The following is a 17441-nucleotide window of genomic DNA, read 5'->3' as shown; positions in this document are numbered from 1 at the left end:
ACTTAATTTATAGTTCTTAATTTTTTTGTAACAAATAAAAGATCAAATATTGCGCCTATTATTAGGAAAAAGTAACTTAGCTTTATTGGAACATAATTAAAATTCCCTCTCATTAAATATAAAACTGCTAAAGCCACAAAGGTGTTACAGACTATAGATAAAATTGTTACATATTTTCCATACTCTCCTTCAGATATTCTATTGGAATCTCTAAGAACTAAAAAGAAAAAAGCCGCCTGAAGAATATTTTTTTCTACTTCCATGCCTTTTCCAACAAGGTAGTGAACATTCAAAAATATTATCATAGAATATAAAATCAGATTAATAAGCTTATTCTTTCTAAAAATATATTTTTCCCTATTGCCATATAAATCTTTTATTTCAAAAGGTTTTAAAAGAGAAGATAGTATTTTGGTGTTTTTTACCTTCTCAGCTATCCATAGAGAAATTAGAAGAGAAAAGAATATTGTCAATAATAAATCCTTGGAGCTTTCTAAAAGGTCTTTCAGATTGCTGTTAAAGGCTAAATAATAAATAAGAATACTTCCAAATAAAATTAAGAGAAAATATTTTAAAAGTCTATTTAATATAAGATAATTTTTGCCTGAAATAAGTATATTAGATTTAGATTGATATTTTTGAGACAGGTTATAGGGACTGCCAAGCTTTAATAAAAATTTTTCCAGATCCTCCAAGCTATAATTGCTTCCAAGATCCTCCTCTATAATTTCATAAAGATCCTTAGAGGCTTTTTGAGAATTTTCATAGGTCATGTACTTGGTCATTTCCCTTATGTATCTTTTTAATAAATTCTTTTTACATAACATAAAATCACCTAATTAATTATATCATCTCTATTTTATTATAAAAACATTCAAATTTATCACTTTACTTTGAATTGATTTATAAATTGTTTTATGCTAACTTAGCATAAAGGTGATTTTATGAAAGAAAAAACTAAGGCTTTAAAAGCAGCCTTCCCTCACACAATTCCAGTCCTTACAGGATTTTTATTTTTAGGAATAGCCTATGGAATTTTAATGAACTCTAAAGGTTATGGAGTACCTTGGACCTTGGCCTTCAGCCTTTTTGTCTTTGCCGGAGCATCTCAATATGCGGCAATACCATATCTTACCTCAGCTTTTAGTCCTATTTCTGCCTTTGTTATGGCTCTTATGATTAATGCCAGACACATTTTTTATGGAATTTCTTTAATAGATAAATATAAAAATCTTGGAGTTCTTAAACCCTATTGTATTTTCAGTCTTTGTGATGAAACTTTTTCCATTACATACTCCACTAAGACTCCTAAGGGTGTTGATGAAAATCTTTTTATTTTTTTCATATCCCTTTTAAATCAATCCTACTGGGTTATAGGTTCTCTTATAGGAGCAAGCTTAGGTTATATGGTAAGCTTTAATATAGCTGGTTTGGATTTTGTACTTACTGCACTTTTTTTAGTAATATTTTTAAATCAGCTTGAGGTTAAATCAAATATCTTACCATCCGTTATAGGCCTTGTGGCTTCTATTTTTTCTCTGCTGGTCTTTGGCCCTGACAACTTTATTTTACCTGCTATGGGCCTTATTTTAATCTTGCTTACAATTTTTAGAAAGAACCTGGAGGTTAAACAAAATGCTAACTAATAAAGAAGCTTTAATTATTCTTTTATTAACAATTCTTGCAACTGTTATAACTAGATTTGCTCCATTTTTAATTTTCGGAAAATCAAGCTCTAATAATCAATATATAAATTATTTAGGAAAAGTTCTGCCACCTGCTGCCATATCTCTTATTGTTGTCCACTGTTTAAGAAATATTGACTTTGCGCCGCCTTACTATAATATCCCCGAGCTTATTTCAGTAGCTGTGGTTGTAGCCTTTACCTTAATAAAAAAGAATACCCTTTTAAGTATAGCTGTGGGTACCCTTTCTTATATGATTCTTCTACAGTTTGTCTTTTGATAAAATTATTTCTTTATAAAAACCGGTTAAATTTTTAAAGTTTACCGGTTTTTTTAGTGTTTTTATTAAAATTAATCCTTTAAATCTACAAATCTTACCAGCTTAAAAGGTTTTTCACATAAATCAGCCACAGCAGGAACTATCCTTTTAAAATGCTCAGTTTTTGTATGATTTATTTGTGCTTCTTCGCTTTCCCACTCTTCATTAATTATTATAGTATATCTTTCATCTGCATCCTGATAAAGATCATAGTAGATACAACCTTCCTCCAACCTTGACTTATCCCTAAGCTCTTTTAAAAGCTCAAGACCCTTTTTATAGTTTTCTTCCTTTAAAATTTTCTTAGTAAAAAATTTCATCTTACACCTCTTTCCTTATATCTGAATAAATTAAAAGAATACAGAGGCAAGGAAAAGAGTCCATTTAAAACAGAATAGTCTATATACCTTACCTCCTGTGTCCATCCATCAATTACTTCAAGAATTTTTACCTTTAAGTCCTTATAAAGGTACTCCCTATAGCCAACTACTGTAACTGTATGGTTTCTATAGTAGCCTACAGCTAGATTCATAAGAAAAGGTCTTTTATTGTCTATTTCATTTTTTATTTTATAAAAATACCTAAAAAAATAAACACTGCTACTTTTTAGCGGAATATCATTATTTTTGAAAAAGCTGTTTGCTATTAGACTTATTACTCCCGGTAAGGTCCCTATGGCTGCTATGTATCCCCTTGTTTTTGCAATCCTATAAAGCTTATTGTAGGCAACCTTCTTATCCAGATCCGGTATATAAAAATTCGTTACTCTTAATATGGAAGTAAGAGAACAATTATTAAGATCCTTTGATACATCTTCTTGCAAAAAATTCGGAAGAATTAAACTGTTTTTTTCTATAAGTCGGGCATGGGGATAATTTTTATCCATATACCTGTCTATATTTGAAATCTTGTCGTTTTTAATCACTATATCACCGATTAATTCTTACCCATAATAATAAAAAACACCCATAAGGATTTTTGAATTAATAATTTATTCTTAATATAAAAATAAGAGGATTATATTATTCCTCTTATTTGGTCTATTGTAAGATTGTTTTCTTCTAAATATTGATTCATTTCTTCTATTATGTCTGCCGCTGCTGTTGGGTTCATAAAGTTTGCTGTCCCTACTTCTACAAGGCTTGCTCCTGCCATAATAAATTCAAGGGCGTCTTTTCCGCTACTTATTCCTCCCATGCCTATTACGGGGATTTTTACTGTTTTTGCCACTTGGTGGACCATTCTCAATGCCAGGGGTTTTATGGCCGGTCCTGAAAGTCCTGCATAGGTGTTTTGAAATACGGCAGTCTTTTTGTCAAGGTCTATTGCCATACCTAAAAAGGTGTTTACCAGGCTTATACCGTCTGCTCCTGCCTCTTCTACGGCAAGGGCGTTTTCCGTTATATTTCTTGCATTGGGGGAAAGCTTTACAAAGAGCCTTTTGTCTGTGATTTGTCTTATTTTTTCTGTTACTAAGGCTGATGTTTCTGCTTCTATACCGAAGGCCATACCTCCTTCTTTTACGTTGGGGCATGAAATATTAAGTTCTATAGCATAGAAGTCGTAGTTGTTTAGTTTTTCCACTGCTCTTTGGTAATCTTCTATGGTGTTCCCTCCAAGGTTTACCAGTATGTTGGTACCGAGTTTTGTCATTTTGTCTAAAATGTTGCCACAGAAGTAATCAACTCCAGGGTTTTCCAAGCCTATTGAGTTTAGTATACCTGATGGGGTTTCCCATATTCTTATGCCTTCATTGCCGGGCTTGGGATTAAGGGTTAAACCTTTTGTTGCTATGCCTCCTAGGATAGCCGGGTCATAGTACTTTTTATATTCTTCTCCAAATCCGTAGGTGCCTGATGCAGGTATAACCGGATTTTTAAATTCTACTCCCAGAACTTCGGTTTTCAGTCTATTCAATTAAATCACTTCCCTTAAATATGGGGCCTTCTTTACAGGATCTTTTGTTGCCTTCTTTGGTTTTACAGGTACATGAAAGGCAGGCTCCCAGTCCGCAGCCCATTCTTTTGTCTAAGGATAGATAAATTTCTTTTTTGTTTTTAAGAGCTTGTTCCTTTACTGCCTTCATCATGGGATCTGGACCACAAGCGTAGATTAAGTCTTTATCGTATTGTATTATGTCTGTTATAAGACCGCCTTTTTTTATTTTAAGGTTCACCTTAAGTATCCTTAAATCTTGAAAGGCATCCTCCAGGTTTTGGTTTTCTCTTTCTCCTATATAAAAATCGATTTGTGCCTGAGGGTTGTGTTTTCTAATAGTTTTTGCCAGATAATAGAAGGGGGCTGTTCCCACTCCTCCTCCTATTAGGGCAACTGATTTTATATTTTCATAATTAAAACTGTTTCCATAGGGTCCGTAAACTTTTATCTCGTTCCCTGCTTTTAATTTTGACAGAATTTGTGTGCCTGGTCCTATTTTTTCTATTAAAAAGCTTGTGCCTTCAGGGTCCTTGTCATAAATACTTATAGGCCTTGAAAGAGTGGGGTATTTGTCCCAGGCCCTTAGCATGTAAAATTGACCCGGCAAGGCTTCCTCTTTGGTATCTGTTTTTATAAGGAAGTAGCTGTCGTCAATTTGTTTGTTAAATATTACTTTTGCCATGGTTACTCCATATAGGTGGTAAGTGAATCACAATACTCGCATTTATATTCTTTGGTATCGGGATTTGCCAAGGTAAATGAGTGAGTTTCAACCTTTTCTATATTAGAAATACATCTCGGGTTTTTGCACTTCATAATCCCTTCCACCTTTTCAGGTAGTTCCATTCTAAGTTTTTTAACCCTTACTCCGTCTTCTATAAAGTTTACTGTTGTATGTGGTGCTATAAGTCCTAAAACTGTAAAATCAAGGTCAAAATCCGTTTCAATTTTTATCAGGTCCTTTTTACCCATTGATGATGAATTTATATTTTGCATTAGTACTATTGGATCATCTACCTCGTCAAGTTTAAGTGCCTTGTAAAGTAAATGTCCTGTACCGTGTTCTATATGGTCAAGTACTATACCTTTTTTAATTTTTGATACGTTTATCATTTTTTAACCCTCCAAACCTAATAAAAACATTATAAGTGCCATTCTTATATACATTCCGAATCTTGCTTGTTGAAAGTATACGGCTCTTTTGTCGTAGTCCACTTCAGGAGCGATTTCATTTACTCTTGGAAGCGGGTGCAAAACTATCATATCGTCTCTTGCATATTTCATTTTTTCGTTGTCTAAGATGAAGTAGTCTTTTAATCTTAAATATTCTTCTTCTGAAACGAATCTTTCTCTTTGTACTCTTGACATATATAGTATATCAAGATCCCCTATTGCTCCTTTTAAGTCGCTGGTTTCGCTGTAGCGTGAGCTGTCTATTTCTTCCTTAAATTGTCTTGGCATTTTAAGTTCTTCCGGTGATATAAAGATAAAGTTTACTCCGTCGTATCTTGCCATTTGTCTCATTAGTGAATGGATGGTTCTGCCAAACATTAAGTCGCCGCAAAGTCCTATTGTAAGGTTTTCAAATCTACCCTTGTAGTGGCGAATAGTCATAAGGTCTGTAAGTGTTTGGGTAGGATGTTGGTGACCTCCGTCTCCGGCGTTGATAATTGGCATTTTTGTCATTTTCTTTGAGCAAAGAAGTGCCGCACCTTCCTTAGGATGTCTCATGGCTGCTATGTCGCAATAGTTTTCTACAGTTCTTAGGGTATCTGTTAGAGATTCTCCCTTGGCAGTTGATGATACCTTTGCATCGGCAAAGCCTACTACATTGCCTCCAAGTCTATACATAGCTGACTCAAAGGATAGTCTTGTTCTGGTTGAAGGTTCAAAAAAAAGACTCGCCAATAATTTACCGTTGCAGACATTTCCAAATTTTTCAGGATTGTCAACAATCTTATCAGCAAGTCCAAACAATATTTCATAATCTTCTTTACTAAAGTCTCCAGGTTCAATTAAGTGTCTTAACATAATTTCCTCCTATAGTATGTGCAGGAGGGACCCGGTATTAGATCCTCATCTATTACCTTTTTAGCGTCCCGCACTAAATTAAAAGTAATTTTCTTCTCGACTAATAATACTCTAATGGGTCTTTAAAGTCAAATAAATTTTAAAATTATTTTAAAATTGGAAAATTTAAAAAGTCTTTCATCTCAACTGAGAGGATATTATAAATTCAGTCATCTCGACTAAAGGAGTGGACTTTTTTAACCTGTCATCTCGACTAAGTGAACGGAGTGAACCCATGGAGAGATCTCGGGGTTAAAAAGTGAGATTTCTCCGCTCGCTCCGCTCGGTCGAAATGACTGGGTGGTGTTAGTCATCTCGACCGAGGAATTTATTCCGAGTGGAGAGATCTCTGTTTTTTATTATATATAATTGTTTTTTATACGAGGGGGACTAAGGGAGTTGCGATTCTCCCTAACGTCCCCCTCGCACTCCCCCTTCTTACCCCTTAAAACGCTTTTGGGTTGTTTCTATGTAAAGGTTTGAAAAAATTCGTCATATTAGTCATATTAATTTAGGATATTATAAATTCAGTCATCTCGACTAAAGGAGTGGACTTTTTTAACCTGTCATCTCGACTAAGTGAACGGAGTGAACGCATGGAGAGATCTCAGGTAAAAGAGAAAGATTTCTCCGCTCGCTTCGCTCGGTCGAAATGACTGGGTGGAAATTCGCATTTGCTACAGTGGGAAAAGAGAGATCTTTCGACTCGCTAACGCTCGCTCAAGATGACTAGGTAGTGTGGGGCACTCGCTCGATGGAAATGACTGTGTGTAGTGTGGGCGCTCGCTCAATGGAAATGACTGGGGTGTGGTGCTGATCCTAGGTAGAAATGACGAAAGGAAAAATGCTCGGTGAAAATGACTGATGAGTGGGCAATTTAACAATTAAAATAACCCTTTACTGAAATATTTCCAATAAAGGGTTATTTTTCTAAAGGGGCAATCTTTAGCTAGGCAAATTTTCTCTTTAATAAGTAACTTATACTGCAATATTCCTTTGTTATTCAGGTAATTGCAATGAATCTACCGTTACTGTTTCCATTTCTGCAATATTCAGTTCAACTTCAATTGCATCTGTGCCATCTATGTCGGAGATTTGAATTTTAACCGGACTTTCTTTGTCTTTTAACTTATATGAAGTAAAAAACATTCCGCTTTCTCCCGGTTCAACATTTTCAAATCCGTAATCACTAAGTTGGTCTGTTGACCCTTCTTTAATAAAAATTGATCCGGGTGTATCTAACTCTTCACCCTTTTGCGTAAGTAGCATATAGACATTAAGTGCAGGAGAAGTGGCATCTTGTGTATTATTTGTAAACTTCCATGTATTTACAATGTTTATATCTCCATCGCAATCTTCCATAAGATCGCTTGCAACTAATTCAAATTGGTTGCCTGCAATATCAAAAACAGTTCCTTCTTGACTTTCTTTTTCTTTTTCAGTGTTTTCACTTACTTCTGTCTTTGTTTCTTGATTATTAGAAGCCTCTTCTGTGCTGGAGCCTTTTTTACTGCAAGCAACTAAAGTTGTTGAGATTAAAACTAATACCAGTAGTAAGCTTATGATTTTAGTTTTTGAATTTTCCATAATTTTATCTCCTATTTATTAATTGTTAAGCTTATTTTATTCCTTATCTTTTTCCTCTAACTTCTTTTGGTTTTCAATAGCTTCATCCAGCACTCCCTTGTCCATAGCTTTTTTTAGGACCTTATCTTTTCTAAGGTCGAGCTTATTTCCCTTTAGTTCATCTGTATTGTCACCCCAGATTTGACTGTTTTTCACTGAGTAAATACTTGTTACAAAGTCGTCCTCACAAACTAAATTTGAAATCTCGTGCCTTGTCTCAAGTTCATAATGATGTCTCGCATTGGAATTTCTATATCGCAGGTACATAGTTATATAAAATACAAATCCTGAAAGCAGTAGCAACCAAAAATAATCTCTATATTCTTGGAAGTCTGTGCCGCTAAATTTTTCCAGTGCGGCATAGGTCGTGAGTATAAATGCCGCCAATCCTCCAAAAATTTCAATTAAAATTGAAATGAAATAAAGTTTTGTAAAATTAATCGGCACGCTTCCCATTGTCTCCAGTGTTCTTGCATTTACTGCTACATAGTGAAGCAAATTTTTCTTGCCCTTTGTCTGCATATAGCTGTAAAGCCAAACCGGCAAGTAGGCTGACTTCCATGAGTCACCCTTTACTTCAAAATCCTCTTGCTTCCACCTGACTCCTCTATCGTATTCTGTTATTGTTTCCTTTGCTTCAAGCCTTGCTACGTCGGAACTTTGTGCATAGACTACTTCTTGAAGATTGTCTATATTTGTGTCACGCTTTTCTGATGTGTAGCCTGTCAAATAATTTGAGTTGAATTTTACACAATTTTCTGTATCAAAGGGCATAATGGAATTTATTATATTGTTGGTTTTATTTTTTGATGAGTAATCTAATTTATCACTTGATGATTCAATGGATAAATCGTCTATAAATATGTCAAAATCTCTCACGATATTATATACATCTGCATCGTATTCGTAATGAGTTTTACCATCTTCTTCTATTTCACGACAATCCGTTTCGATTTCTCCTTCGCCTTCAAGCCTCATGTGCGCATTAACATCAACTAACATATAGGGAATATAAACTCCACAAATATTTTCTGTAGAAAATTCTGCTGTAAATTTTGGATGTGCAAAAAACTTTCTTGCTTTTACAAAACCTTCGATTTCTTTTTTTGCATCTTCCTTTGAAACCTTAAAGGGTAAAATCACATCAGGTACAGCACCATTTGGGATTTTATTGTTAATAGATAAGGTGTTGCGGCACCAGTGGCATCTTGCCTGCGTCGTGGTTTTAGTATCTATAACAACTTCTGCTCCACAGCTTTCACATTTTAGGGTAATTAAATCTTTGCTGTCCTCATCTATATCTTTGGCTCCGCCCCTTATTGTCCTTCCCTCTAATGTGCTTATATCCTGATCTTCCTCTGCAAGGTCCAATTCAAATTCATGTCGGCAAAAATTACATCTAAGCTTGCCTGTCTTTGTATTTGTCTGTATATCTGTTGACCCGCATTTAGGGCATTTTACCTGACCGTCTTTTAAACCTTCTTCCTCTTCAACTACTTTGAAATTTTCCCTCGGTTTATCTTCACTCATAAAATCACCTTTAAATACCTAATAAATCAGCTTTTATTTTAGAAAATTCCTCTTCAGATATAACTCCTGCATCAAGAAGTTTTTTCATTTTAATTAATTTTTCTACAGGATCTTCTTGATTTTGACTTTGCTGTTGATCTTGGCTTTGGGCTTCTTGTTGACCTTGATTAGTAGCTTGTTGACCCTGGTTAGCCTGTTGTGCTGCACCGAAATTAGGTTGGTAAGAGCTTTCAGTTTGTGCTTGTTGAGTTTGGTTCATCATATTTCCCGCTGCATTCATTCCCATACCCATAAATGCCATATTTGCTCCTCCACCATTTTCACCTGCAGATTGCATACCTCTTGCTGCTGCTTGTTGGAAGAATGCATTACCGCGATTACCTGACAGTGCATCGGCTTTCTTTACATCTGACATAAGTGCCTTTGTATCTTCATCATATTCTATGGCAAGTATGGCAGTTTTTATAATTTCAAGACCTCTTAAGGTCTTCCATTGGTAGCCTTCCTCTACTGCAAGGGAAAGAGATTGTGCAAATCCAATTTGGTCGCCTTGAATTCTACTCATACGGTTGCCCCTTGTTGGATCATTTGTATAATTTGAAAAGGCTGCAGATAAAGAACCCACAACTTCGTTAAAAAGTTGTTCCCCTGCATCGTTGTCCATATCAGAAAAATCAAAGGCAGGTGCATCGGCAATTAAATATTTTTGCGGCACAAAGTTTTTAACAAATAAAAGGGGATCTACAATTCTAAGGGTGTAGGTACCCCTGGTAACTGCACCTACCTGTGTGCCAAAAAAGGCATCATCCCAATAAATTTCACTTTGTGTGCCGAATCTATTGTTTGGTATTTCTTTTAAATTTACATAAAAGGCAAGTTGTTGCGATCCAACTTGTCCACCGAATTTTATTTTTTCCCATGTGGATTTAATAAGTGATCCTGTGGGACCATCTCCGGCAAAAATACTTTGTGAATTCACATCATCTGAAGAAAATATATAACCGCCGGCTTCAGCAATTACACCTGTAATCATACCGTCTTGCATGGTAATAAGAGCTGTTCCTTCCGGAACAATAATTTTACTTCCGTTGCTGATTATATTTTGATTGCCCTTTACATTTTCACCACGTCCATTATTTGCTCCCTGAGATTTGGCAGGAAAAATTCCCAATGTTCCTGATTCTAAAGGTCCCGGACCGTAAAAATCCACCCATTGATCTGCAAAGGTTCCGCCTAAGGCTCCTATAAACGCTCTAATAAATCCCATATTTTTTTCCTCCTTTTTGTATTTTCATAAATTTTTAAAATTTGCTCTAATTAACTGCTATTATCGGTTAAAATCCTCACTTAATACTTAATACTCTAGAAGTAAAATACCTGTTTTATTGATAAGGTAATGTTTTATATCTTCAATCAAATTTTATCAAGGTAGTTATACCTTATGCAATTACAAGGTATATTTAATCTTCTAAGCTTTAAAAGGTTACCCTGTATTTATAATAACAAGCTTTTAAAAATTAAACATCCCCTAAAGTATGATATTTAATAATTTTTTGGTAAATCTTTTATATTTCTGAATATTTGCTAACTCTAATAGAAATAGGATATAGAGAAAATTTTTGATATAATTAAGAAAAGTCACTTTAGCTAGTTGATTTTATAGTCTGTTAAATTTTCAGGAGATGAGAAAATGTATCGCAAAGAAATTATCAGTTATTTGGTTTCAATTTTTTTAGTTTTTCTTGCCTGTGCATTTCATCTATTAGATTATTATAATTTTATTAATTTCCCCACGCATACAATTGTTTTATGCCTATATACTTTTGTTGTCTTTTTATGGATACGCAACATGAAAAATAGAGTTTTAAGAGCCTCTGTAGTAAAAAGATTTCAAATTATAGGTGTACTTTTAATTTCCTATTTGGCAGTAAGAACTCTAAAGTACGAAATTTTAATTGAAAATGCCTCGGCTGTCAGATATATTAGATATTTTTATTATGTTTTTCCAATTCTTCTTATACAACTTGTTTTTTTGACTTCTTTATTTGTCGGAAAATCAGAAAGAGAAAATGTAAGCAAATTTTGGAAGCTATTATAGATTCCAACTTGTTTCCTCTTTATTTTTATCCTAAGCAATGATTTTCACGGTTTGGTTTTTTTCCTTAGATGAAAATTCCACAGGCTTAAATCAGTATGGTCCGATTTTTTATTTCGGAATTTTTTATATAGGCACATTATCACTTTTAACACTAATTTTTACAATGATTCCATCACTGGCAAATAGACAAATCACTCAAGTTATCTTACCTATTTCCATTTTATTGATTTGGGGACTTTATACTTTCCTTTATATGATTGACTGGAAGCCCTTCTCTTACTTTAAAATTATTTTTAAAAGCGCTGAGTTTAATATTTTAATGGTTATTTTATTTATTGAATCCTTGGCTTTTAAAAGGCTCCTTCCCTCCAATAGAGGATACGAATCTTTTTTAAAAATATCTTCTTTAAATATTGGAATAATGGATTCAAATGATCAAATAATTTTCAGTCCCAAAAATTATCCCCATATAGATCCTAAGCTTATTAACAAAGCCCTTGTAAATCCTGTGGTCCTTGATGAAAATATTATCCTTGAAAGTGCAAATATTAAAGGTGGAAAGTCTTTTTGGTTTGTCGATTTAACAGATTTTAATAAGCTTAAATCGAAACTTTTAGCCTTAAGTGAAGACATGCTTAGCGAAAATGAACTTTTAAGAGCTAATAATAAAATAAGGAAAAACATGGTTAAGATAGAAGATCAAAAAGAAATAAGAGAGTATATTCAACTGAAGCTTAAACCACAATTTGACAAGCTTAAATCAATTATGATTAATTTGCCGGAGGATGAGAAAGACTTTGAAAAAGCTCTAAAATATGCCTGTATTTTAGGCGTATATATAAAAAGATATTCAAATTTATTTTTGCTTACAAAAAATAAAAATACTTTAGATCTTTCAGAGCTTAGGCTCGCTTTTGCTGAATCCTTGGATTATTTAAAGTTAAGTGAAATCAAAACAAATTTATATTGGCAAATAAAAGGAAATTTTGATTCTACAGCTTGCCTTAACTTATATGAACTTTTCCAACAAATACTGGAGCTTTATCTACCCTACATCTCTTATATAGATCTGGGATTAGAAAACAGGGACAAGAATTTAGAAATGAAAATTAGGCTCCTTTCCTCTAAAACTTTTTCTTTAAAAAATTACTTAGAAAACCTTAATAAGGACATAGGACTTTATATTTATGAAGATTTAAAAGAAAAAGAAGTCAAATTTATTATTTGTCCTGAAAGGGGGGTTTTATGAATCTATCAAATTTGAATATCTACCTCATAACACTATTTTTTATTTTTAGCATTATAATTTTAGTTATCAGCATAAAATTTATAGTAGAAGTGGCGGATAATAAATTTCATTCTTATTTTTTTATAATAAGTGTTTTAATTTTCTTTTTAAGCTTTCTTCCATTTCAAGTTTTGGCAGAAATCGGGAGTAAAAAAATTTTTATATCCGCCTTATTTTTAGATATGCCCTTACACCTTTTAATCATCTATGATATTTTTATTTTTGCTTTAGAAATTATTTTTATTAAAAGCTTTTTTAAAATTGAAAATAAAAATATCGGAAAAAACTCCATTAAAGAAAGTATGGACAGCCTTCCCGATGGTATTTGTTTTTCCAAGCTTGACGGAACACCCTTATTAATCAATAGTAAAATGCAAGAAATCAGTTATGAAGTCTTTGGAAAAATGCTGGTAAATGATGTTGCCTGTGCAGAAGCCGTAAAAAATAATAAAATCAAAGAAAATGCAAAAATTTTACAAAGAGATCCCCTAGTTATTGAAAGTATAGGTGACATTTGGCAAATAAAGGTTATAAATCACAAAAATGTTAGGGAAACTTTAGCCTATAATATTACTTTGGAATGGGCAATGTATCAAGCAATAGAAAGAAAAAACAAACAAATTCAAAAAATTAATACCAACTTAAAAGATTACCAAAAAAATGTAGGTGAATACACAAGACAAAAGGAAATTTTAAAAGCAAAAATAAAAATCCATGACAAAATCGGACAATCCTTAATATACTTTAAACGCTATCTGGAAAAAACTAATAAGACAAAGGAAGATCGAGACAATTTAATAAAGCTTTGGATGGAAAGCCTTTTAATATTAGATGAAAACAATGATTCGCCTAAAGACAGATCCCTACTTGAAAAGCTAATAGCTGCAGCAAATGATATAGGAGTTCAAGTCTATGTTGAAGGCAAGCTTCCAAAAAACAAGGTCGATTGGGTTCTTTTAGTGGATATTGTACACGAGGCCTTAAACAATGCTATTCGCCACGGACATGCCAAAAACATTTGGATCTCTTTGAGAGAAGACGGCATTAAAAATTATTGCCGAATAAAAAACGATAGTCTAACACCTAAAGGTCCCATAATTGAAAAAGGCGGACTTAAAAATATTCGCCAGCGTTTAGAGCCTTTTAATGGTACAATTAAAGTAAGTATGAATCAGAATTTTCAGTTGGACCTATCTTGGCTTAAAGGAGAAAATTATGACTTATAAAATAATGATTGTAGATGACCAATTTGTATCTAGGGAGCTCTTTAAACTTTATATTGATCAATCTAAAAATTATGAGGTTTTATATTGCATTGATAGTGCTATGTTTGCGGATACCTATGTGTTAAATAGCAATATTGATCTGGTTATTATGGATATCCTTATGCAGGATGGTTCCAACGGACTGGATGCCGCAGAAAAAATTAAAAAATTAAATCCAAATGTTAAAATAATTGCCGTAACGAGTATGCCTGAGGTGTCATGGATGGATCGAGCTAAAAAAATAGGTGTTGAAAGTTTTTGGTATAAAGAGGTTTCTGAAAAAACAATTCTTGAAATTATTGAAAGGACTCTAGCCGGTGAATCTATATATCCTGATGAAACTCCACAAGTTCAGCTTGGCTTAACTAATTCCAAAGAATTGACACCTAGGGAAATTCAAGTCCTTCGTCTTCTTACTACAGGGGTGGGAAATGAGGAAATTGCAGAAACTCTTGGAATATCACAAAATACAGTTAAGACTCATATTAAACATCTACTAGATAAAACAGGATTTACAAGTAGAACTCAGCTTGCCATTCAGTCCCGTATTACAGGATTTGTTATAGAAGACGAGTGATTTTTAGTTACAACCCTTTTCTTGAGGATATCTTTTCAAGGAAAGGACTTTTTTCATCTGCCTATTTAGCTATAAGCATTATTATAAGTTCAGCTTAAAGGATTTAAGGCGAAATGTTAACGCCTTAATATGCCCAAATAATATTGTAATTAAAAATATTCCTGTCTTAAATAAAAAATTACACCTATATATTTCATATTAATAAAAAAAGGACTGCCGATTCCTCGACAGTCCTTTCTATCTTACCTAATTTGTTTTACAAATTTTATTTAGTTTTTGTAGTTTCTATAGTAACTACTCTATTAACGCTATCCCACTCAATGTTCTTGCCTTCACCCTTATTGCCGTGAGTAAGTCCAAGTGCTCTACCTATTTCTGAAATTGGAAGCATTGTTCTTCCGTCTTTAATTTCAGGTTTAACAGTAAAGGTGTATTTTACTCCGTCTACATAGAATTCTGATGAATCTATGTTAAGAATTACAAGCTTGTTTCCATCTGAGAATGTTGCATTTCTAGTAGTGTCGTTAAAGGTTACGGCATATCCTAATGATTCTGCAACAAATCTTATTGGAAGCATTGTTCTTCCCTCTTTAATATAAGGTGCTACATCCATATAGGTAGTTGTTGTTATACCGTCAACTGTCTTAGAAATAGCCGCACTTCCAATAGTTATTGTTGTTTTGTAGGTGCTGGTAGTGCTAGTAGGTTTAGTTTCTTTAACAGTTGTCTTTTCACCATAGAATTTTAATAATGAATCATTGTATAATCTAATGCTTGATGCTACATTGAAGTATCCATTTGAATCTGTTGTGTCTGATCCGATGTATTTTCCGTCATAGTATACTTTTACAAGTGTATTAGCATTATAGTAACCACTTACTGAATATGAATTAACTGTAAGTGACCATGGATAAATTCTGTTGCTTGGTTCGTCATAATAGTAGCCTGTTCCTCTGTTTAGGTAGAAGTCAAGGCTTGATGCACTTGATACATACTCATTAAGTGAGATACTGAAATATCCGCTTGAGTTTGTGTATCCTGATCCTAAATAGCTACCGTTTCTATAAACTGCAACATAGGTGTTTGGATATGAGCTTAGGTATCCTTCTACATATCTACCTGATGAATTTAGGCTTAGTGATGTAGGATATACTCTTCCATTGTATCCGTTGTAGCCATTGTACCAGTAGTCGTTATTCCAATAATATCCATTTCCCCACCAGTAATAATCATCATAATATCCATTTGCATTGCTTAAATAGTAAGTGTCAAGTAGATTATTTGATGAATCTGTTGCCTTTAGAGTATAGTCACTTAAATTATAGTACCAGTGATATCCATAATCTTTCCAATAGTCCTTCCAATAATAATCCTTATAGTATCCGTTATAATAACCGAAACTATGGCTTATTGAAAAGTATCCCTTGGAATCTGCTGTTGTAGATCCTATATAGCTTCCGTTTCTATAAAGAGTAACTTTTGAGTTTGCAGGTGCATACCCTGTTACTGAATTATAGTAAACCTTAACATTGTTGATCTTTCCAAGAGGTGTAGGTTCTGCAGGCTTTACAGTTACTTTAACTGTTGCTGTTTTGTCTCCAACTTTAGCTGTAATATCAGCTGTACCTTCCTTTACTCCTGTTACAACTCCGCTGCTACTTACCTTTGCTATAGACTCATCACTTGATGACCAAGCTACTGTTTTATCAGTTGCATTGTCAGGTTTTACACTTGCTGTTAAAGTTACTGTTAGTCCTACTTTAACTTCTGTACCAAGGGGAGTAACGGTAACACTTGTTACAGGCACTACTGTATCATCCGTTACAGTAACAGATACTGCTTTTGATACTCCACCTGATGAAACTGTAATAGTTGCAGTTCCGGCTTTTACCCCTTTTACAAGTCCTTTATCGCCAACTGTTGCAACTGAAGTATCTGAACTTGCATAAGCTACAGGAGTTCCTGCTGGTTCTATCGTCACATTAATTTGTCCTGTTCCTCCAACTTTCATGCTAAGACTTGGAGGTGTAACCTCAAGTTTTGTAGGAGGTGTTTGAGGAGATCTCAAAACCGGACCAACTGATTCTTCTGACATTTCAAGAGCAGGTTCTTCTTCTGATGTTGTTTCTACAACTTCTTTTTCTGTATTGCTTTCAGCTACTGTAGTTTCAGGCTCAGCAACAGTTGCTTCGTTTTCTTCTGCAAAAACTCCGACTGTAAAAACTGAAACCATCATTACTAGAGTTAAAAGCAATGATACTGTTTTCTTTTTCATAAAAACTCTCCTTTATTAAATTTTTTTATTAAATCTTATTTATAAACTTGTGATTAATAAATTTACTTATCTATCACTCCTCCCAACGCTATTATACAAAAGATTTTAATAACTCTATGTACTAATAGTCTACCCTAAATCCCTTAAAAATAAAACATTTAAAATAAAAGCCATAATAAGCTCAATCTTTTAAAACTTATTCCTATAAACCCCTAGTTTAAGCCACTGGCTAAAGTTTATAAATCTATTTTTTACAGGAATTTGCCCTTATATTTTAATAAATTTAATATAATTGTAATATTATTTTTTACTTTCTATAGATATTTTAGTAATTATTTATCAAAAGAAAACTGTATTTACTTTTATAAAAAGAGATTTCTCCGTTTCGCTCATTGCATTCGCTCCAGTCGAAATGACTGGGTGGTGGAGGTTTCTCCACTCGCTAAAGCTCAATCGAAATAACTGGGTGGTGGAGATTTCTCCGCTCGCTTCTCTCAGTCGAAATAACTGGGCAATGTTTTTTATTATTAAAAAAAAGACACCTGTTTAGGTGTCTTCTTTGTCTTTTGTATTTTTTTGTTCTTATGATAGTAGTTTTGTTACTACTCCTGATGCTACGGTTCTTCCGCCTTCTCTTATTGCGAATCTTAGTCCTTCGTCCATTGCTATTGGTGTGATTAGTTCTACTGTGAAGGTTGCGTTGTCTCCGGGCATTACCATTTCTACTCCTTCTGCTAGTTGTATGTCTCCTGTTACGTCTGTGGTTCTAA

18 protein-coding genes are annotated in these 17441 nt (G+C 33.7%); 6 read left to right on the top strand and 12 right to left on the bottom strand.

The window, feature by feature from the left end; translation table 11 throughout:
* Positions 1 to 2: 2 nt before the first annotated feature.
* Positions 3 to 827, bottom strand: a complete 825-nt coding sequence (locus PEPCATONIAE_RS02655; RefSeq protein WP_138159435.1) for a hypothetical protein — start codon at positions 825 to 827, stop codon at positions 3 to 5.
* Between the two features lie 117 nt (positions 828 to 944).
* Here PEPCATONIAE_RS02655 and PEPCATONIAE_RS02650 point away from each other — a divergent pair, with 117 nt between their 5' ends.
* On the top strand, positions 945 to 1646 hold the full coding sequence (locus PEPCATONIAE_RS02650; protein ID WP_138159434.1) for an AzlC family ABC transporter permease: 702 nt from the start codon (positions 945 to 947) through the stop codon (positions 1644 to 1646).
* Positions 1636 to 1965, top strand: coding sequence for a branched-chain amino acid transporter permease (locus PEPCATONIAE_RS02645; RefSeq protein ID WP_138159433.1), 330 nt, complete (start codon positions 1636 to 1638; stop codon positions 1963 to 1965). The genes PEPCATONIAE_RS02650 and PEPCATONIAE_RS02645 overlap by 11 nt, the downstream gene beginning before the upstream one ends.
* A gap of 71 nt (positions 1966 to 2036) precedes the next feature.
* On the opposite strand, the gene PEPCATONIAE_RS02640 is transcribed toward PEPCATONIAE_RS02645, so the two are convergent.
* The 9 genes from PEPCATONIAE_RS02640 to PEPCATONIAE_RS02600 all read right to left on the bottom strand — a co-directional run bounded on the left by PEPCATONIAE_RS02640 (position 2037) and on the right by PEPCATONIAE_RS02600 (position 10435).
* Positions 2037 to 2324: a putative quinol monooxygenase gene (locus PEPCATONIAE_RS02640; protein ID WP_138159432.1), complete on the bottom strand. Its 288-nt coding sequence runs from the start codon at positions 2322 to 2324 to the stop codon at positions 2037 to 2039.
* A complete protein-coding gene (locus PEPCATONIAE_RS02635; protein ID WP_246060416.1) occupies positions 2321 to 2929 on the bottom strand; it encodes a C39 family peptidase in 609 nt (202 codons plus the stop codon). Before PEPCATONIAE_RS02635 ends, PEPCATONIAE_RS02640 begins: the two co-directional genes overlap by 4 nt.
* A 92-nt stretch (positions 2930 to 3021) precedes the next feature.
* Positions 3022 to 3921 (bottom strand): dihydroorotate dehydrogenase, encoded by a 900-nt coding sequence (locus tag PEPCATONIAE_RS02630; protein WP_138159430.1) that lies wholly within the window; start codon positions 3919 to 3921, stop codon positions 3022 to 3024.
* Positions 3914 to 4624 carry a dihydroorotate dehydrogenase electron transfer subunit gene (locus PEPCATONIAE_RS02625; protein WP_138159429.1) on the bottom strand — a complete coding sequence of 237 codons (711 nt, stop codon included), beginning with the start codon at positions 4622 to 4624 and terminating at the stop codon, positions 3914 to 3916. The genes PEPCATONIAE_RS02630 and PEPCATONIAE_RS02625 overlap by 8 nt, the downstream gene beginning before the upstream one ends.
* Before the next feature lie 2 nt (positions 4625 to 4626).
* The gene (locus PEPCATONIAE_RS02620; protein WP_138159428.1) at positions 4627 to 5055 is read right to left on the bottom strand and encodes an aspartate carbamoyltransferase regulatory subunit; all 429 of its coding nucleotides are present in this window, start codon (positions 5053 to 5055) and stop codon (positions 4627 to 4629) included.
* 3 nt (positions 5056 to 5058) lie between these two features.
* Positions 5059 to 5973 (bottom strand): aspartate carbamoyltransferase, encoded by a 915-nt coding sequence (gene pyrB, locus PEPCATONIAE_RS02615; RefSeq protein WP_138159427.1) that lies wholly within the window; start codon positions 5971 to 5973, stop codon positions 5059 to 5061.
* Positions 5974 to 7011: 1038 nt separating this feature from the next.
* Positions 7012 to 7599 carry a DUF5067 domain-containing protein gene (locus PEPCATONIAE_RS02610; RefSeq protein ID WP_138159426.1) on the bottom strand — a complete coding sequence of 196 codons (588 nt, stop codon included), beginning with the start codon at positions 7597 to 7599 and terminating at the stop codon, positions 7012 to 7014.
* Between the two features lie 36 nt (positions 7600 to 7635).
* Entirely contained in the window at positions 7636 to 9168 is a 1533-nt protein-coding gene (locus PEPCATONIAE_RS02605; RefSeq protein WP_138159425.1) for a TFIIB-type zinc ribbon-containing protein, read from the bottom strand.
* A gap of 10 nt (positions 9169 to 9178) precedes the next feature.
* The gene (locus tag PEPCATONIAE_RS02600) at positions 9179 to 10435 is read right to left on the bottom strand and encodes an SHOCT domain-containing protein (RefSeq protein ID WP_138159424.1); all 1257 of its coding nucleotides are present in this window, start codon (positions 10433 to 10435) and stop codon (positions 9179 to 9181) included.
* Between the two features lie 582 nt (positions 10436 to 11017).
* On the opposite strand from PEPCATONIAE_RS02600, the gene PEPCATONIAE_RS08630 reads away from it, so the two are divergent.
* From PEPCATONIAE_RS08630 to PEPCATONIAE_RS02585, 4 genes are all read left to right on the top strand, one after another.
* Entirely contained in the window at positions 11018 to 11266 is a 249-nt protein-coding gene (locus PEPCATONIAE_RS08630) for a hypothetical protein (protein WP_246060415.1), read from the top strand.
* Between the two features lie 319 nt (positions 11267 to 11585).
* On the top strand, positions 11586 to 12515 hold the full coding sequence (locus PEPCATONIAE_RS08625; protein ID WP_246060414.1) for a hypothetical protein: 930 nt from the start codon (positions 11586 to 11588) through the stop codon (positions 12513 to 12515).
* Positions 12512 to 13780, top strand: coding sequence for a sensor histidine kinase (locus tag PEPCATONIAE_RS02590; RefSeq protein WP_138159423.1), 1269 nt, complete (start codon positions 12512 to 12514; stop codon positions 13778 to 13780). Before PEPCATONIAE_RS08625 ends, PEPCATONIAE_RS02590 begins: the two co-directional genes overlap by 4 nt.
* Entirely contained in the window at positions 13770 to 14396 is a 627-nt protein-coding gene (locus tag PEPCATONIAE_RS02585) for a response regulator transcription factor (RefSeq protein ID WP_138159422.1), read from the top strand. The genes PEPCATONIAE_RS02590 and PEPCATONIAE_RS02585 overlap by 11 nt, the downstream gene beginning before the upstream one ends.
* 265 nt (positions 14397 to 14661) lie before the next feature.
* Here the strand turns inward: PEPCATONIAE_RS02585 and PEPCATONIAE_RS02580 are convergent, their stop codons facing one another.
* Both PEPCATONIAE_RS02580 and PEPCATONIAE_RS02575 read right to left on the bottom strand, forming a co-directional pair.
* Positions 14662 to 16671, bottom strand: coding sequence for an Ig-like domain-containing protein (locus PEPCATONIAE_RS02580; protein WP_138159421.1), 2010 nt, complete (start codon positions 16669 to 16671; stop codon positions 14662 to 14664).
* A 582-nt stretch (positions 16672 to 17253) separates the two neighbouring features.
* On the bottom strand, positions 17254 to 17441 hold a 188-nt coding region (locus tag PEPCATONIAE_RS02575), incomplete at its 5' end, for an EF-Tu C-terminal domain-related protein (RefSeq protein ID WP_487247493.1).

It is taken from the genome of Peptoniphilus catoniae (assembly GCF_901447155.2).
GTDB classification, from domain to species: Bacteria; Bacillota; Clostridia; order Tissierellales; family Peptoniphilaceae; genus Peptoniphilus_E; species Peptoniphilus_E catoniae.
The sequence above is the reverse complement of the archived record's forward strand: the minus strand, read 5'-3'. Positions and strand labels throughout refer to the sequence as shown.

Excerpts from the sequence above, each read along its gene's own strand:
- PEPCATONIAE_RS02605 (WP_138159425.1), bottom strand. The coding sequence starts at position 9,168 with ATGAGTGAAGATAAACCGAGGGAAAATTTCAAAGTAGTTGAAGAGGAA.
- PEPCATONIAE_RS02590 (WP_138159423.1), top strand. The coding sequence starts at position 12,512 with ATGAATCTATCAAATTTGAATATCTACCTCATAACACTATTTTTTATT.
- pyrB (WP_138159427.1), bottom strand. The coding sequence starts at position 5,973 with ATGTTAAGACACTTAATTGAACCTGGAGACTTTAGTAAAGAAGATTAT.
- PEPCATONIAE_RS02580 (WP_138159421.1), bottom strand. The coding sequence starts at position 16,671 with ATGAAAAAGAAAACAGTATCATTGCTTTTAACTCTAGTAATGATGGTT.
- PEPCATONIAE_RS08630 (WP_246060415.1), top strand. The coding sequence starts at position 11,018 with ATGAAAAATAGAGTTTTAAGAGCCTCTGTAGTAAAAAGATTTCAAATT.
- PEPCATONIAE_RS02640 (WP_138159432.1), bottom strand. The coding sequence starts at position 2,324 with ATGAAATTTTTTACTAAGAAAATTTTAAAGGAAGAAAACTATAAAAAG.
- PEPCATONIAE_RS02620 (WP_138159428.1), bottom strand. The coding sequence starts at position 5,055 with ATGATAAACGTATCAAAAATTAAAAAAGGTATAGTACTTGACCATATA.
- PEPCATONIAE_RS02655 (WP_138159435.1), bottom strand. The coding sequence starts at position 827 with ATGTTATGTAAAAAGAATTTATTAAAAAGATACATAAGGGAAATGACC.
- PEPCATONIAE_RS08625 (WP_246060414.1), top strand. The coding sequence starts at position 11,586 with ATGGTTATTTTATTTATTGAATCCTTGGCTTTTAAAAGGCTCCTTCCC.
- PEPCATONIAE_RS02625 (WP_138159429.1), bottom strand. The coding sequence starts at position 4,624 with ATGGCAAAAGTAATATTTAACAAACAAATTGACGACAGCTACTTCCTT.
- PEPCATONIAE_RS02585 (WP_138159422.1), top strand. The coding sequence starts at position 13,770 with ATGACTTATAAAATAATGATTGTAGATGACCAATTTGTATCTAGGGAG.
- PEPCATONIAE_RS02645 (WP_138159433.1), top strand. The coding sequence starts at position 1,636 with ATGCTAACTAATAAAGAAGCTTTAATTATTCTTTTATTAACAATTCTT.
- PEPCATONIAE_RS02610 (WP_138159426.1), bottom strand. The coding sequence starts at position 7,599 with ATGGAAAATTCAAAAACTAAAATCATAAGCTTACTACTGGTATTAGTT.
- PEPCATONIAE_RS02600 (WP_138159424.1), bottom strand. The coding sequence starts at position 10,435 with ATGGGATTTATTAGAGCGTTTATAGGAGCCTTAGGCGGAACCTTTGCA.
- PEPCATONIAE_RS02650 (WP_138159434.1), top strand. The coding sequence starts at position 945 with ATGAAAGAAAAAACTAAGGCTTTAAAAGCAGCCTTCCCTCACACAATT.